Annotated in this window: 16 protein-coding genes; 6 read left to right on the forward strand and 10 right to left on the reverse strand. The window is 53.0% G+C overall.

What is annotated here, in order from left to right; genetic code table 11:
- Positions 1 to 762: a molybdopterin-synthase adenylyltransferase MoeB gene (gene moeB / locus SAQUA_RS15730; protein ID WP_380680402.1), complete on the forward strand. Its 762-nt coding sequence runs from the start codon at positions 1 to 3 to the stop codon at positions 760 to 762.
- Between the two features lie 31 nt (positions 763 to 793).
- On the opposite strand, the gene SAQUA_RS15735 is transcribed toward moeB, so the two are convergent.
- From SAQUA_RS15735 to SAQUA_RS15745, 3 genes are all read right to left on the reverse strand, one after another.
- Positions 794 to 2,386: an ABC-F family ATPase gene (locus SAQUA_RS15735; protein ID WP_380680405.1), complete on the reverse strand. Its 1,593-nt coding sequence runs from the start codon at positions 2,384 to 2,386 to the stop codon at positions 794 to 796.
- A 221-nt stretch (positions 2,387 to 2,607) separates the two neighbouring features.
- Complete coding sequence (locus SAQUA_RS15740; RefSeq protein WP_380680408.1) at positions 2,608 to 2,952, reverse strand: antibiotic biosynthesis monooxygenase family protein; 345 nt, start codon at positions 2,950 to 2,952, stop codon at positions 2,608 to 2,610.
- A complete protein-coding gene (locus SAQUA_RS15745; RefSeq protein WP_380680411.1) occupies positions 2,933 to 3,907 on the reverse strand; it encodes a cytochrome P450 in 975 nt (324 codons plus the stop codon). The genes SAQUA_RS15740 and SAQUA_RS15745 overlap by 20 nt, the downstream gene beginning before the upstream one ends.
- An 82-nt stretch (positions 3,908 to 3,989) precedes the next feature.
- On the opposite strand from SAQUA_RS15745, the gene SAQUA_RS15750 reads away from it, so the two are divergent.
- Both SAQUA_RS15750 and SAQUA_RS15755 read left to right on the forward strand, forming a co-directional pair.
- Entirely contained in the window at positions 3,990 to 4,673 is a 684-nt protein-coding gene (locus SAQUA_RS15750) for an ArsR/SmtB family transcription factor (protein ID WP_380681208.1), read from the forward strand.
- A gap of 128 nt (positions 4,674 to 4,801) precedes the next feature.
- Positions 4,802 to 5,257, forward strand: a complete 456-nt coding sequence (locus SAQUA_RS15755; protein ID WP_380680414.1) for a helix-turn-helix domain-containing protein — start codon at positions 4,802 to 4,804, stop codon at positions 5,255 to 5,257.
- A gap of 82 nt (positions 5,258 to 5,339) precedes the next feature.
- On the opposite strand, the gene betA is transcribed toward SAQUA_RS15755, so the two are convergent.
- From betA to betI, 3 genes are all read right to left on the reverse strand, one after another.
- Positions 5,340 to 6,995, reverse strand: a complete 1,656-nt coding sequence (gene betA / locus SAQUA_RS15760) for a choline dehydrogenase (RefSeq protein ID WP_380680417.1) — start codon at positions 6,993 to 6,995, stop codon at positions 5,340 to 5,342.
- A 155-nt stretch (positions 6,996 to 7,150) separates the two neighbouring features.
- Positions 7,151 to 8,623, reverse strand: coding sequence for a betaine-aldehyde dehydrogenase (gene betB, locus SAQUA_RS15765; RefSeq protein WP_380680420.1), 1,473 nt, complete (start codon positions 8,621 to 8,623; stop codon positions 7,151 to 7,153).
- Positions 8,624 to 8,643: 20 nt separating this feature from the next.
- Positions 8,644 to 9,240, reverse strand: coding sequence for a transcriptional regulator BetI (gene betI / locus SAQUA_RS15770; RefSeq protein ID WP_380680423.1), 597 nt, complete (start codon positions 9,238 to 9,240; stop codon positions 8,644 to 8,646).
- A gap of 385 nt (positions 9,241 to 9,625) precedes the next feature.
- Here betI and SAQUA_RS15775 point away from each other — a divergent pair, with 385 nt between their 5' ends.
- Positions 9,626 to 11,665 (forward strand): choline transporter, encoded by a 2,040-nt coding sequence (locus tag SAQUA_RS15775; RefSeq protein ID WP_380680426.1) that lies wholly within the window; start codon positions 9,626 to 9,628, stop codon positions 11,663 to 11,665.
- A 344-nt stretch (positions 11,666 to 12,009) separates the two neighbouring features.
- Here SAQUA_RS15775 and SAQUA_RS15780 read toward each other — a convergent pair whose 3' ends face one another.
- The 4 genes from SAQUA_RS15780 to SAQUA_RS15795 form a co-directional block, all read right to left on the reverse strand.
- Positions 12,010 to 12,258, reverse strand: coding sequence for a YdgH/BhsA/McbA-like domain containing protein (locus tag SAQUA_RS15780; RefSeq protein ID WP_380680429.1), 249 nt, complete (start codon positions 12,256 to 12,258; stop codon positions 12,010 to 12,012).
- Between the two features lie 61 nt (positions 12,259 to 12,319).
- Complete coding sequence (locus SAQUA_RS15785; protein WP_380680432.1) at positions 12,320 to 12,655, reverse strand: pentapeptide MXKDX repeat protein; 336 nt, start codon at positions 12,653 to 12,655, stop codon at positions 12,320 to 12,322.
- 59 nt (positions 12,656 to 12,714) lie between these two features.
- A complete protein-coding gene (locus SAQUA_RS15790) occupies positions 12,715 to 13,503 on the reverse strand; it encodes a molybdopterin-dependent oxidoreductase (protein WP_380680435.1) in 789 nt (262 codons plus the stop codon).
- Positions 13,504 to 13,513: 10 nt separating this feature from the next.
- Positions 13,514 to 14,125: a cytochrome b/b6 domain-containing protein gene (locus SAQUA_RS15795; protein ID WP_380680438.1), complete on the reverse strand. Its 612-nt coding sequence runs from the start codon at positions 14,123 to 14,125 to the stop codon at positions 13,514 to 13,516.
- 151 nt (positions 14,126 to 14,276) lie between these two features.
- Here SAQUA_RS15795 and SAQUA_RS15800 point away from each other — a divergent pair, with 151 nt between their 5' ends.
- Positions 14,277 to 14,990 carry a response regulator transcription factor gene (locus tag SAQUA_RS15800; protein WP_380680441.1) on the forward strand — a complete coding sequence of 238 codons (714 nt, stop codon included), beginning with the start codon at positions 14,277 to 14,279 and terminating at the stop codon, positions 14,988 to 14,990.
- Positions 14,991 to 14,993: 3 nt separating this feature from the next.
- Positions 14,994 to 16,460: an ATP-binding protein gene (locus SAQUA_RS15805; protein ID WP_380680445.1), complete on the forward strand. Its 1,467-nt coding sequence runs from the start codon at positions 14,994 to 14,996 to the stop codon at positions 16,458 to 16,460.
- Positions 16,461 to 16,560 lie beyond the last annotated feature (100 nt).

Here is a 16,560-nt window from a genome sequence, read left to right on the forward strand (position 1 = left end):
ATGTTGCCGGAATTAACCGATGCGGAAATGCTGCGTTATAACCGCCAGATCGTATTGCGCGGCTTTGATTTTGACGGCCAGGAAAAACTGAAAGCGTCGCACGTGCTGATTATCGGGCTGGGTGGCTTAGGCTGCGCGGCTGCGCCTTACCTGGCAGCAGCTGGCGTCGGCCATCTGACATTGGTTGATTTCGACACGGTTTCACTCTCCAATTTACAACGGCAGATCCTGCACCGGGATGCGCGTCTAGCTATGCCGAAGGTAGAGTCGGCGCGCATTGAGTTGAGCGCGATCAATCCGCATGTTCACATCGATATCGTTGACGGTCAGTTGGATGATCGGTCACTGGCAGCACAGATAGCATCCTGTGATGTGGTATTGGACTGCACCGATAATGTTGCCACCCGCGACAGGCTAAACCGCCTCTGCCATGCGCAGCGTAAACCACTGGTTTCAGGGGCCGCTATTCGTATGGAGGGCCAGCTAAGCGTATTCACCTATCAGCCGGATGAACCCTGTTACCGCTGCCTGAGCAGGCTGTTCGGTGACAACGCGCTGACCTGTGTCGAAGCAGGGGTAATGGCTCCACTGGTCGGCACCATTGGGAGTTTGCAGGCGATGGAGGCGATCAAATTACTGACCGGTTATGGCCAACCGCTGGTGGGTAAACTGCTGATGCTGGATGCCATGAGCATGCAGTTCCGCGAAATGAAACTGCCGAAAGATCCGCACTGTGAAGTGTGTAGCGAAGGAGCCCCCTGATGCTGGACCAGGGGGCTAGCAGGCAGGGAGCTTAGTTAATACCCTGGCTACGTAGATAGTCTTCGTAGTTGCCGCTAAAGTCGATCACCTTGTTCGGCGTCATTTCCAGAATACGAGTAGCCAATGAACTGACGAATTCACGGTCGTGGGAAACAAAGATCAAGGTACCTTCGTACATTTCCAACGCCATGTTCAGCGACTCGATGGATTCCATATCCATGTGGTTGGTTGGCTCATCCATAACCAGAATGTTCGGGCGCTGCATCATCATTTTACCGAATAGCATGCGGCCTTTCTCGCCGCCAGACAGCACTTTCACGCGCTTCTTGATGTCGTCCTGGCTGAACAACAGACGCCCCAGGATGCTGCGGACCGCCTGCTCGTCGTCTTTTTCCTGCTTCCACTGGCTCATCCAATCGAATACGGTCAGTGTCTCGTCAAACTCATACTCGTGGTCTTGCGCGTAGTAACCGATCTTGGCGTTTTCAGACCATTTCACGCTACCGTTATCCGGCTCCGCATCACCCACCAGCGTTTTCAGTAAGGTTGATTTACCGATACCGTTAGGCCCCAGAATGGCGATCTTCTCACCAACTTCAACCATCAGGTTGAGTTTGCTGAACAGTGGGCCGTTATCAAAACCTTTGCTGAGCGCTTCCACTTCGAGCGCATTACGGAACAGCTTCTTGTCCTGTTCAAAACGGATGAACGGGTTCTGACGGCTGGAGGCTTTAACCTCTTCCAACTGGATCTTGTCGATCTGACGGGCACGGGAAGTAGCCTGCTTGGATTTGGAGGCGTTGGCACTGAAGCGGCTGACGAATGACTGCAGTTCGTTAATCTGCGCCTTCTTCTTGGCGTTATCTGCCATCAAGCGCTCACGCGCCTGGGTGGCGGCAGTCATGTACTCGTCGTAGTTACCTGGGTAGACACGCAGTTCGCCGTAGTCCAGATCCGCCATGTGAGTACACACCATGTTGAGGAAGTGACGGTCGTGCGAAATGATAATCATGGTGCTGCTGCGTTCGTTCAACACCTGCTCCAGCCAGCGGATGGTATCGATGTCCAGGTTGTTGGTTGGTTCGTCGAGCAACAGGATTTCTGGATCGGAGAACAGTGCCTGTGCCAGCAGGACACGCAGTTTGAAGCCGGGCGCAATCTCGCTCATCGGGCCATAGTGCTGTTCTACCGGGATACCGACGCCAAGCAGCAGTTCACCGGCACGGGCTTCTGCGGTATAACCATCCATCTCGCCATAGGCCACTTCCAGATCGGCCACTTTATAGCCGTCTTCTTCGCTCATCTCTGCCAGTGCATAGATGCGATCGCGCTCTTCCTTCACGGTCCACAGTTCGGTGTGGCCCATGATCACGGTATCGAGCACGCTAAATTGTTCAAAGGCGAACTGATCCTGGCGCAATTTACCCAAGCGCTCATTAGGATCAAGGAAGACGTTACCGGCACTCGGTACCAGATCGCCCCCCAGAATTTTCATAAAGGTAGATTTTCCGCAGCCGTTGGCTCCGATCAAACCATAGCGATTACCGCCGCCAAACTTGACTGAGATGTTTTCAAACAGCGGCTTACTGCCGAACTGCATAGTGATGTTGTTAGTGCTTAACACAGCGCTCGCTCTTAATTTAATTAGGAATGTGATTTGGCGCGCATTATGCCATAACGGCAGTAAGAGATCGCAGGGATTTTTGGTTGTTTTTTAATCAGCAAAAAGACGACTGTGGGTACCTACCTCCGTTGCGCCTTAAACGGGTTGTATAATCAAGCAGGCGGTAAGTGCGCAACCCCGGGTGAACAGCACTTGCCGCCTTTCTGTAACTTGGATGCTAATCAACCGTGAACCTTACGGCTATCGGCCGGGGCTTGCTCCCTAGGCTCCAGCCCATAATCGCGGACCACGTCGGCAACCCGGAGCCGGTAATGCTCCAGTACACCGTGCCGCCCGCGAGACTGCGCCTGACGATGCTGCTCCAGATTACGCCACTGCTGTACCGCCGCTTCGTCACGCCAGAACGAGAGCGAGAGTAATTTCTCGGGATCGGTCAAACTCTGAAAGCGTTCAATCGAGATAAAACCATCGATCTCCGCCAATAGCGGCTTCAACTCCGCCGCTAACTGAAGGTAAGTTTCCCGCTGTCCTTCTGCAGCCTGCAATTCAAAAATCACCGCAATCATTATTATGCTCCTTGGCAGTATAGAACTCTGGCACGTGCGCATTCTGCGAAATGCGCCAGCGGAAGTAGCTCAACAGACTGGGGTCGAAATTAAGGGCAGATAAATAGTCGATCCCCGCCAGCGCTATGGTTTTCGCCCAATGGGAACCCGGGCATTGATGAACACCGTAGCCGAAAGCAAAACTTTCCTCAGCCGTTTTCAATGGGATGGTTACGCATTGCCCTTTAACCAGCGCCTGGCCGTCCAGCTGCGTATCCCGCAAAGCAAAGCGGCGAGTAGTATGAATGGGTGGCGTTTGCCGCAGTACCTCTGAGATCAAATATTCTGCTGATTCAGAACGATGGCTCATCAACAACAACGTTTGCCCCAATAATCCGGCGGTTCCTTCACAAGCCTGAAAAAACAGCCCGATGGCATTGGCCTCTGCCAGTGAACGATCGCCAATCTGCAGGCTCAGGCGGAGAAACAGCGGGCCATCGGCTTGTTGCATCCTGATCTGTAATTTTCCAGCAGCCTGCGCTCCGCTGATCATTTGCTGAGTGCTGCCACCGGGGGCAATACAGCGCACAAAATCCATCACTTCATCCACCAGCGCGTCGCGCTGCCGAACGGCCACTCCCAGCATTTCTGCCAACAGGCAGATCGGTAAAGAGTAATTAAAGCGGGTCAGTTGTTCCGCCGTTGACAGGCGAGTAGCCAACTGTTGCGCTACCTTGATAGTGGTCTGGCGAATGTCATCTTCACTGAACGAGTCTAAAGCCGCGCCAATCGCCGCCTTTAATTCCGGCTGCACGCCGTCATCGCGCATACGAACCAGAGAAGCAAATATTGGGTGAGCCGGTGTGGCAAGTAACGCCGGGGGTACCGGTTCATGGGCAGGTCGAACACCGAGGTCGCGATGAGTTAATGCTTCACATACCGCTTGCCGCGATGTCACTGAGAATGGGCAGGCCATGATCGAAGTCTCCTTTTTAGCTTATGAGGGAGGAGCCATTGTCGGGGTAGCCGAGAACCGATACTTCGATTATGCTCGAAGTATGAATGACACCCCACTTGAAGACCGTCTGGCAACGTTGACTGCCGCCATTGCCGATCGCACTCGGGCACGTATGCTGTGCCTGCTAATGGACGGGCGCGCCTATACCGCTACTGAGCTAAGTGCCGCAGTGGATGTTGCAGCCTCCACCGCCAGCAGCCACCTCTCTCGCCTGCAGGAGCAGAACCTTATCGCCTGCGTGAAACAGGGCCGCTATCGCTTCTACCGTCTAGCTGGCAAACCGGTGGCTGACGCACTGGAAATGTTGATGGCTCTGGCCGGGGAGGAGCGACCAAAAGTCAAAAGCACTACCCCGGACGCACTTCGTTTTGCTCGGACCTGCTATGACCATATTGCTGGTGAAATTGCAGTGCAATTGCATCACCGGCTACTGGAACTGGGCTGGCTAGAAGGGGAAAACGACTACCAACTCAGCAACCAAGGGCTGGCAGCTTTAACACAGCTCGGTATCGATTGTTCTGCACCACCTTCGCGGAGGCGTTTCGCCTGCGATTGCCTGGACTGGAGCGAACGCAAGGCACATCTCGGTGGTGCACTGGGCGCTGCTATGCTGACGGCCTTTGAGAGGCGTGGCTGGCTCTGGCGCCAGCTCGACAGCCGGGCACTGCAGCTCACTCCCGCAGGGGTAAAAGCCTTAAAGTTGCATTTTGGCCTTTCGCTTTAGTTGCTTCGATTTACCAAGTTTATACTTGCGTAACCCGCCATACGAGCCTATTATCAAAGAATATTCTTGGATTATTGGCACTTATTTCAATGTGACCTGAATGTCGTAACCGCGGGAGAATTAAAATAATGGATCGCACCAATATCATTCACGACTTGCTGGACTGGATTGAAACGCACCTGGATCAGCCGCTGCTGTTGGATAATGTGGCGGCAAAATCAGGCTATTCCAAGTGGCACCTGCAACGCATGTTTCGCAGCACTACCGGTTATGCACTTGGCAGCTACATTCGCGAACGCCGTTTGTCGAAGGCTGCGCAGGCGCTACGCGCGACCCCTCGCCCCATTCTAGATATTGCTCTACAGTTCCATTTTGATTCCCAGCCTTCATTTTCGCGGGCATTTAAAAAGCAGTTTGGCAAAACGCCAGCAGTCTATCGCCGAGGTTCCCAACAGGATGGGGCAGACCAAAAATCGTCAAGCATCGCCCCTTTACCCGGCTATTACCACGGTTCGCCTGGTCTGCATCTGCTCTACAACTACAAATGTATGGACGAAAACTGCGCCGCCTGGATGGGCCAGTGATACTAAGCTGAAAAAATCAAGGCCATTGAGCATCGCCAATGGCCTTTGCTTACTGCCCCACTACAACGGGGGTTACCCCGTCTTACTGCCCCTCAGTGGCAACATGATACTCTGCGGTACTGCGCGCTAATGGCTCCCTCTGGCGGATGCGATCGGCAATTTTCTCGGCGATCATGATAGTGGTTGCATTGAGGTTACCGGTAATGATCTGCGGCATGATTGAGGCGTCGACTACCCGTAATCCTTCAACTCCATGAACCCGCCCTTGGCCATCGACCACCGCCATCGCGTCCTCTCCCATTTTACACGAGCATGAAGGATGAAAGGCGGTTTCCGCATGCTGGCGGATAAACGCATCGAGCTGTTGATCACTTTTTATCTCAGCTCCCGGACTGATTTCTCGACCACGGTATTGATCCAACGCCGGTTGCGCCATGATCTCCCGCGTGATGCGAATGGCATCGCGGAACTCCTGCCAGTCCTGTTCGGTTGACATATAGTTGAATAAAATGCTCGGATGCTGGCGTGGATCTTTGGACTTTACCTGGATGCGGCCACGGCTTGGTGAACGCATCGAGCCCACATGGGCCTGAAAACCGTGTTCTTTTACCGCATTGCTGCCATTGTAATTAATCGCTACCGGCAGAAAGTGATACTGAATATTGGGCCAGGTAAAGGCCGCACTGCTGCGGATAAAACCACCAGCCTCAAACTGATTACTCGCCCCAATGCCGGTACCGTTGAATAACCACTCGGCTCCGATTTTCGGCTGATTAAACCATTGTAATGCCGGGTAGAGCGATACCGGTTTTTTACAGGAATACTGCAGGTACATTTCCAGATGATCCTGCAGATTCTCACCAACGCCAGGCAGATCGTGTACCAGATTAATCTCCAGACGCTTGAGTAGCGCCGCCGGGCCAACGCCGGAACGTTGCAGGATCTGCGGCGATGCAATTGCCCCAGCGCACAGCAGCACTTCGCGCTTGGCTCTGGCCGAATGACGGTGATTGCTATCGCCTTTCAGGTAACAAACGCCGACCGCGCGTTTTTCACTGAACTCAATATGGTCAGTGAGTGCATGGGTAACAATTTTCAGATTCGGACGTGAACGCGCCTGATCCAGATAGCCACGAGCCGTACTGGAACGGCGTCCATTCGGCGTCACGGTACGATCCATCGGGCCGAAACCTTCCTGCTGATAACCATTCAAGTCTGAAGTGCGTGGAAAACCGGCCTGAACACCGGCCTCAATCATGGCATGGAACAGCTCGTTGTTGCCGGTTTTCGGTGTGGTCACACTGACCGGCCCTTCCCCACCATGATAATCATCAGGGCCGATATCGCGGGTTTCCGACTTGCGGAAATAGGGCAAGCAGTCAAGATAGCTCCAGTCTTCAAGCCCGGTCGCTTTGGCCCAATGATCAAAATCCAACGCATTACCACGGATGTAACACATGCCGTTAATCAGTGATGAACCGCCGAGGCCTTTACCACGGCCACACTCCATACGGCGGTGGTTCATATGGGGTTCAGGATCGGTTTCGTAAGCCCAGTTATAGCGCCTCCCCTGCAATGGGAAAGCCAATGCCGCTGGCATCTGGGTGCGAAAATCCATCCGGTAATCCGGCCCACCGGCCTCCAACAGCAGAACGCTGACATCAGCATCTTCAGTTAAGCGTGTCGCCAAGACGTTACCGGCAGAACCGGCACCGATAATGATGTAATCATATTCCATCAATTATCTCCTTTGGTTAAAGTGCCCCCGCCTGCCCTCTTCATAAAAAGAGGGGCGTGATCCTCAGCGTGATTTTGCTGATGGCGGCTTTAGTGCCTTCAGCCGCCTGTTTGGCGGCAGGGGAAAGGGGGAAATCAGAGAAAACAGGACGGTAATCAGAACACGGAGCTATAGTCGCCCAGCTCCACCTGTACCGATTTGACTTGTGTGTAATGTTCCAGCGTAGTCAGGCCATTTTCGCGGCCAACGCCGGACTGCTTATACCCGCCGACAGGCATTTCCGCCGGTGACTCGCCCCAGGTATTGATCCAGCAAATTCCGGCTGCCAACTGGTGGATAACCCGGTGTGCACGCGCCAGATCCCGCGTCACCACCCCAGCGGCCAGCCCGAAATCCGTATCATTAGCGCGCCTGATCGCTTCAGCCTCGCTTTGATAGCTGAGAATACTCATCACCGGGCCGAAAATTTCCTCACGGACAATTGTCATATCATCATGACAGTCACTGAACACCGTGGGGGCAACGAATGCCCCTTTGCCAAAGGCTCCTTGAGTGACGCGCTCACCGCCACAAAGCAGGCGTGCACCGCTGCTTTTACCACTCTCGATAAAACGCAGTACCGATTCCATATGAGCAAAACTCACCAACGGACCAAAGTTGGTAGCAGGATCGGTGGGATCCCCCAAGCGGATACGCTTTACCCGCTCAAGGATTTTAGCTTCGAACTCTGTTTTCAGAGTCTCGGGGATAAACACCCGTGTGCCATTGGTACACACCTGCCCGGAACTGTAGAAATTGGCCATCATGGCGATATCGGCTGCCCGATCCAGATCGGCGTCATCGAAAACGATCAGCGGCGATTTGCCTCCCAGCTCCATAGTCACCTGCTTCAAGCTGGAGGCAGAAGCATTAGCCATCACTTTTTTGCCGGTTTTCACGCCACCGGTGAAGGACACTTTGGCAATGCCGGGATGCTCGGTAAGATATTGCCCCACTTGTGTGCCAATGCCGGTAACGACGTTGAATACGCCGTCGGGCACCCCTGCTTCACTATAGATCTCCGCCAGTTTTAACGCGGACAGTGAAGTGACCTCGCTGGGTTTGAAGATCATGGCGTTGCCTGCCGCTAATGCCGGAGCAGATTTCCACAGTGCGATCTGAATCGGATAATTCCATGCACCAATACCGGCAACTACGCCAAGAGGCTCACGGCGGGTGTAAACAAAGGCGGTGTCACGCAATGGGATCTGCTGGCCTTCAAGCGCCGGGATTAACCCGGCGTAATATTCCAGCACGTCGGCTCCGGTCTGAATGTCCACTACCGTGGTTTCGGACAGTGCCTTACCGGTATCGAGCGTTTCCAGCATTGCCAATTCATCATTACGCTCACGCAGGATATCCACCGCACGGCGCAAAATGCGTGAGCGCGCCATTGCAGGCATTGCTGCCCAAACCTTCTGCCCGCTGGCCGCACTCGCCACCGCACGATTAACATCTTCAGCACTGGCCACCTGAACCTCGGCGATCACTTCACCATTGGCCGGGTTAACCGCATTGAAGGTTTTACCTTCGGTACTGTCTACATAGGCACCATGGATATAGAGCTTCTGTAAGCCAAAACGGGTCATTAAGTTCTCCTCTGGTTAACTCAGGGTGATCGATTCATCCCAAGTTGAAATTCAATGTACTCGGTGGCAAGCGCAGTCGCCTGTTGCTGGTTGAATGCCACTCCGCGTAACGCACTACGCAACCATAAACCGTCGATCAATGCCGCCAGACCTTTGGCCGCCAACCTGGCATGCGGTTGCGGCATTACGCGGCGAAACTCAGCACACAGGTTGGAATATAAGCGACGGTCATTGACCTGTTGCAACCGGTTAAGCTGCGGCTGGTGTAAACTGCTGGCCCAGAAAGCCAACCAGGTCTTCATTGCGGCACTGTTGGTCTGGCTGACGTCAAAGTTACCGGCAACAATCGCCTGCAACCGCGCTGTCGGGCTGTTATCGTCCAACGCCTGTAGCCGCAGTTTCACCGCATCACCCAAATGGCCGATCAAATAGCGCATGGTCGCTTCCAGCAATCCGTTCTTATCCTTGAAGTAATGGCTGATGATGCCATTGGAAACCCCCGCTCGGCGCGCTATCTGTGCGATGGTGGCGTCGTGCATTCCCACTTCATTGACTGTGGCCAACGTGGCTTCAATCAACTGCTGCCTTCTTATTGGCTGCATCCCTACCTTAGGCATGATTCTGGCTCTCAAAAACGACTCAACGCTGACTATTAAACTTTTTTTTGATTGAACGTTCAATCAAAATTGAATATATTTATTGCCAGCAGGTTAATAAAAGGTGTGTTTTTAGTTGTTTTTCACACTGATTTTCGTGAGGTATTTAACGAACCTGACCAAAATCAGTCCTCATCAAACCGAAGGGTTACCGTCATAGCCACTTGCGCACCAGCGAGTACGGTTCTCACCTGCAAGCCACCCAGTGCTTAATTAACCGTTGCAACGGCAGCGCCAAATAATTCGCCGCAGGCTTCTTTCCACACTTACCGGCACGATGGACAGCGAGTCCCTGCTCAGTTGTGGGCATGATTTTTTACTTAGTCATTAAAAAAAGAGGAAGACGATGACAACCAGCGAAAACTCCTCAAAACCGCAAAAAGATCGACTCAATCCGGTGGTTTTTTTCACTTCGGCCGGATTGATACTGGCTTTCACCTTGATGACCATTTTCTTCACCGAGCTCTCCGGGCGCTGGCTAATCCAAACTCTCAATTGGGTGTCCTCGACCTTTGGTTGGTACTATCTGCTGGCTGCCACCTTATACATCGTGTTCGTGCTGTTTATCGCCGCCTCACGGTTTGGTTCGATCAAACTGGGTCCAGAACAGTCAAAACCTGAATTTAGCCTATTGAGTTGGTCGGCAATGCTGTTTGCCGCCGGGATCGGCATTGACCTGATGTTTTTCTCCGTAGCCGAGCCGATCACGCAATATATGATGCCGCCGGAAGGCGAGGGGCAGACGTTGGAAGCGGCACGTCAGGCCATGGTCTGGACACTGTTCCACTATGGCCTGACCGGCTGGTCGATGTATGCACTGATGGGCATCGCTCTGGGTTACTTCAGCTATCGTTATAATCTGCCGCTGACTATTCGTTCTGCTTTGTATCCAATATTTGGTAATCGTATCAATGGCCCCATCGGCCATAGCGTTGATATCGCGGCGGTGATCGGCACCATATTCGGTATTGCGACTACCCTGGGAATTGGCGTGGTGCAACTCAACTACGGGTTGAAAGTGCTGTTTCAAATACCGGAAAACCTGACAGTACAGGCCGCGCTGATCCTGCTTTCCGTGATTATGGCCACCATCTCGGTCACCTCCGGCGTCAATAAAGGTATCCGCATTCTTTCCGAGCTGAACGTGCTGCTGGCGCTGGGGCTGATCGTCTTTATCCTGTTTGCTGGCGATACCGAGTTTCTGCTCAATGCGCTGGTGCTGAACGTTGGTGATTACACCAACCGCTTTATGGGGATGACGCTCAACAGTTTTGCCTTTGATCGCCCCGTTGAGTGGATGAATAATTGGACACTGTTCTTTTGGGCATGGTGGGTAGCGTGGTCGCCGTTTGTTGGGCTGTTTTTGGCGCGTATTTCCCGTGGCCGGACTATCCGCCAGTTTGTGGTAGGCACGTTGATCATCCCATTTGTGTTTACCCTGCTGTGGCTGTCGATCTTTGGTAACAGCGCGCTCTACCAGATTATTCATGGTAATACGGCTTTTGCGCAGGAAGTGATGCAGCATCCTGAGCGTGGTTTCTATAGCCTTCTGGCACAGTATCCGGGGTTCACCTTCAGTGCCTCGGTGGCAACCATCACCGGGTTGCTGTTTTACGTAACCTCTGCCGACTCCGGCTCGCTGGTGCTGGGCAACTTTACCTCGCGGCTGAGTGAAATCAACAGCGATGCACCAAACTGGCTACGCATTTTCTGGTCTATTACTATCGGCCTGTTGACTATCGGTATGTTGATGACCAATGGCGTGTCAGCACTGCAAAACGCTACCGTCATTATGGGATTGCCATTCAGCTTCGTGATTTTCTTTATCATGGCCGGTTTGTATAAATCCTTGCGCATCGAGGATTATCGCAAAGCCAGCGCGCTGAATATCTCTGCACCTACCCCGGTTTCAACTAATGATGTGCTTAACTGGAAACAGCGGTTGTCGAGAGTGATGAACTATCCGGGGACGCAATATACACAGAGGATGTTGGATACCGTTTGTCGCCCAGCCATGCTGGAAGTCGCGCGGGAATTGGAGTTGCGCTCTGCCAAGGTCGCATTCAATGAAATTCCACCGATAGACGAAGAGCGTCTCCCCCACCTGGAATTACTGGTTCATCTGGGTGAGGAACAGAATTTTATCTATCAGATTTGGCCGCAGCGTTATTCAGTGCCGGGCTTCACCTATCGAGCCCGTTCCGGCAAGTCTCATTATTACCGGTTAGAAACCTTCCTGATGGAAGGCACACAGGGCAATGATCTGATGGATTACAGCAAGGAGCAGGTGATTGGCGATATCCTTGATCAATATGAAAAACACCTTAACTTCCTGCACATTCACCGTGAAGCACCAGGCAATACGCTAACCTTCCCAGACAGATAATCGCAAAGTCAAAGGGCAGAGGTTAGGCTGTGTCCCTTAATTGCACGCGAGCGCCGCTGGCGGTCATTTGCGCACAGGGCAAGGCGTGAGCCGCGAGGTTTGGTGGACCAAATAAGCGGCGAACAACGCAGCAATGCGCGCAAATGGCCCCAGCCCGAAGGGTCGCGCCCCAAAAGCCCGTTCGAAGTAAAGTCGGGCTTGCACAGAGGGCCACTCTGCCCTTCACCCTCCGCCTTGATAACGGGCTTTTGGGTCTGCGACGGCACCACGGGCAATTAAGGGACACAGCCTAGTGAGCCTCTGCCCTTCACACGGTCTCCTACCTGCCATGCCCTACTCCCTGGTTATTTGTACAATACAGCCGTGCCGTAGACATGATTATTGACGGTGGCCGAAGTGATCCGGTAAGCGCTGGCACCTTTGCGCTCTGCATCTGCGGCAATCATCTGTTCAAAACTATCCAGTGTCGTTGCCTGGGATGAAACTTCACCGATTTTTTGTAGCCTTTGTGCCTCGGCCATGGTTACCGGCGTTGCTGCCAAGGCACTCCCGTAAGCGCAGCTAAGCGCTAAAATCAACATAATGTTTTTCATGATAAAACCTCTTACTGATTGGATCGTCACCGGCGGTAATTGCCGCCGGTAGCGTAGCTGATTACTGGCTCATGCCATCTTTGGCCATCGAATCTTTCTTCATCTCATCTTTGGCCATCGAGTCTTTTTTCATCCCATCTTTGGCCATCGAGTCTTTCTTCATGCCGTCATGTTTCATGGCATCCTTACCCATATGATCTTTCTTCATGCCGTCGTGTTTCATGGCATCCTTACCCATGTGATCTTTCTTCATGCCATCTTTAGCCATGCCTTCATGGGACATTTGGCCCATTTCGTCCTTTTTCATCGCGTCTTTGCTCATGCTGTCTGCCGCATTAGCCCCAGCAACGCCCAACATCAGTGCACTACACATCATCATTGCAAATAACTTTTTCATGGTTTTTCCTTCTCTCATTGAACAGCACTATGACTGCGGTTAGATGGTTCAAACGACATTTAGCTGCCGCCGAACCAGTTGTAGCCTTGATCTTCCCAGTAACCGCCAGGGAAAGTATTAGTCACCTCGATGACTTGAATATGTTTCGGATTCTTGTAGCCCAGCTTGGTAGGCATACGTAATTTCATTGGGTAACCATACTTGCGCGGCAGGATCTGACCATCATAAGTCAGTGCCATAATGGTTTGCGGGTGCAGAGCCGTGGCCATATCAATACTGGTGTAATAGTCATCGGCACACTTGAAACCGATATAACGTGCATTCAGATCTGCGCCAATCGCTTTGAGAAACTCAGCAAACGGCACCCCGCCCCATTTGCCGATAGCACTCCAGCCTTCCACACAGATATGGCGTGTCACCTGACTGATCTGGGACATTTGGTGCAGTTGCGCTAACGTCCAGGGTTGCTTGTGCAACACTAGCCCGGCCACTTCCAGCCGGTAATCATCGCCATTGATATCTGGCGCTTCGTCCTCGCTATAAAACGCGTTGAACGGGAAAGGCCGGGTCATCATTGATTCCGGGTATACCGGTGCTAAATGGTCGGCATTGAATAACCAACCTTGAACACGATCGTTAAAGCGCGAAATACGGCTCAATGCCTGTTCCACATGGGTGTTGTCGCTCAGATCGCAGCCGGTAAGCATCGCCACTCCACCTAATGTCAAACCGTTGCGTAGAAAGCGGCGGCGTGATGAGGATGCCAAGTGACTTGCCAGCAAGCGCTGCGCCTCTTTCACGATATCCTGCCCTTCACTCAGGCTGATAGGCTGTTTTTCCGTTTTCATCGGTATCTCCTTAACGGCCACGCAGCATGGCGAGCAAAGTACGCGGCACCAAGGCCACCATGATTAAATGTATTGCCACAAAACCGACCAGCGCCGTCATGGCAAAAAAGTGGATATAACGCGCGGCTTCATAGCCCCCCAGCAGGGTGCGCAGCAGCGGGAACTGCACCGATTTCCACATCACCAGCCCGGAAACCACCATCAGCACGCTGGTTACAATGACGAACAGATACATCGCCCGTTGCACCATGTTGTAGTGACGTAGATCGGCATGTTGCAATTTGCCGCGCAAAGCTGCCCAGATATCGGTAAAAAACTGCCGTGGGCTGAGTGGCCAGAATTTGCGTTTAAAGCGGCCACTGAACAGGTTGATCAACAAGTAGCACAGGCCATTGATACCAAACAGCCACATCCCGGCAAAGTGCCACTGCAGCGCGCCGCCCAGCCAACCCCCGAGCGTTAATTCATTAATAAACCTGAAGTTAAACAGCGGGGAAGCGTTATAAATGCGCCAACCGCTGGTCACCATGATCAACATAGCCAAGGCATTCAACCAGTGCGTAAGCCTGAGCCAAAGCGGGTGTATCACAATCGGTTTCTCTGGCGTCATGGACATGCCCATCAGTTCTCTCCTTGCCCATATTAATTTTCACCATTTAAGTATTAGCGAAATCAGTTCCCCAATACCTCACGCAAAGTTAAATAAAATGTGATAACTCGTGGGGTAGGTGTTGTGTAGACTTGAGTAAGGTCAGTCAAACGCGGTGGGAAGAATGGATAAGGCAAAACGAATCTTGATCGTCGAGGACGACAGCAACATCGCCGAGCTGTTGCAGCTCCATCTGCGCGATGAAGGTTACAACATCAGCCACGCTGCCGATGGCAATCTTGGCATGGCGATGTTGGAACAAGGTGGATGGGATGCGCTGATCCTCGATCTAATGTTACCGGGTATCGATGGCCTGGAGATCTGCCGCCGCGCCCGCAGCATGGCGCGCTATACGCCAATTATCATCACCAGCGCCCGTTCCAGTGAGATCCACCGCGTGCTGGGCCTTGAACTGGGGGCAGACGACTACCTGGCCAAACCGTTTTCCATGCTGGAACTGGTCGCGCGAGTAAAGGCCCTGTTCCGCCGCCAGGAGGCAATGACCCGGAATCTGCGTATGGAAGCAGGAACGCTGAGTTTTGATGGGCTAACCATCGACCCTATTGCGCGCGAAGTCTTTCTGAACCAACAGCCGGTGGAACTAACGCCACGGGAGTTTGATCTGTTGTACTTTTTTGCCCGTCATCCCGGCAAAGTATTTTCCCGCCTCAGCCTGTTGAATCAGGTCTGGGGCTATCAACACGAGGGGTATGAGCATACCGTCAATACCCATATTAACCGCCTGCGGATAAAAATTGAGCGCAACCCGGCTGAGCCTGAGCACATACTCACCGTATGGGGTATGGGTTATAAATTCTCGGCTTCACCGCAAGAGTGAATTATGAAAAATCTCACGCTAACACAACGTCTGACCTCGGTTTTCGCTCTGCTACTGTTGATCTGTTGCACCATCTCCGGCGTGCTGCAGGTGCGCAGCAGCACCCAATATAGCCAAGCGGTGATCCAGCAGCTTTCCGCGAATCTGGCACAGCACATCGCCACCAGCAATCCATTACTGAGCACGAAAGGCTGGAATAATGAGTCGGTTCATACCTTGTTCGGTCAATTGATGGCGGTAAATCCCAGCGTAGAAGTTTACCTGCTGGATAAGCAGGGCAACATTGTGGGTAATGCGGCTCCTCCCGGGCGGCTAAAACGTCAGAAGGTTGATCTATTACCGATACAGGCATTACTGGCTGGGGCAAAGATGCCGGTCTATGGTGAAGATCCCCGTGACAAGGATACGGGGAAAGTCTTCAGCGTCGCACCGTTAAAAGTGAATGGTGATATCGAAGGTTATGTTTATGTGGTGTTGCTAGGGGAAAACTACGCGGCATTAGCCAATAGTGCACAGGTCAACTCGGCGATCTACTCCGCGCTGTGGTCAATGGGATTGGTGGTGTTGTTTGGCCTGCTGGCTGGCTCTTTTGCCTTCCGTTGGGTCACGCGCCCCATACGCCATCTGACCCAGCAGGTTGTAGCCCTGGATAGCAAAGGGATCGCCGCCTTGCAGGCGTATGCGGATACCCCGGTAAACAGCCCTGGTCGCGACGAAGTGAGCCAGTTACAGCAAGCATTCCGCCGCATGGCACTGCGCATAGCCGAACAATGGCAGACCCTTTCGCAGCAGGACCAGCAGCGGCGTGAATTTATCGCCAATATTTCACACGATTTGCGCACCCCACTCACCTCGCTGCATGGTTATCTGGAAACCCTTTCGGTGAAATCCTCCAGTCTGACGGAAACCGATCGCCAACGTTATCTGGAGATCGCCCTGGCCCAGAGCCGCAAGGTTGGCCGTCTGGCACAAGAGTTATTCGAACTGGCAAGGTTGGAGTACGGCGTGGTGAAGCCACAGAAAGAGGCCTTTTCCCTTAGCGAACTGGTGCAGGATGTGTTCCAGAAATTCGAGTTGGCCGCCGGTGCGCGCCAACAGCGGCTAAGCGCCGACATCCAGTCCGGGCTGCCGCTGGTCAATGCCGATCTGAGCATGATCGAACGGGTACTGACCAATCTGCTGGATAACGCTATCCGCCACACACCGCAAGGCGGCGAGATCGAAGTTCGCCTTTGGCCGCAAGACAATAAGGTAATGGTGCAGGTAAATGATACCGGGCCGGGCATTCCGCAGGAATTGCGTTCATGTCTGTTTATTCGCCCGTCAATTCTGAGCAATGCACGTCGCCATGCGGGAGGATTGGGGCTGATGATCGTAAAACGTATTCTGCAGTTGCACGACAGCGATATCACGCTGGTGGATCAGCCACAGACCGGTGCCTGTTTCCGGTTTTCGGTTCCAGTGTATTAGGCTGTGTTGCTCAATTATACCCAAAAAAATTCGAGTTGCTTGTAGGCGGCCACTGAGCGACAAATCGGTCAGGAACCGATTTGAACAGCGCTTGCGCTGC

Origin of the sequence: Serratia aquatilis, from assembly GCF_044865145.1 — a bacterium.
Taxonomy (GTDB): Bacteria; Pseudomonadota; Gammaproteobacteria; order Enterobacterales; family Enterobacteriaceae; genus Chania; species Chania aquatilis.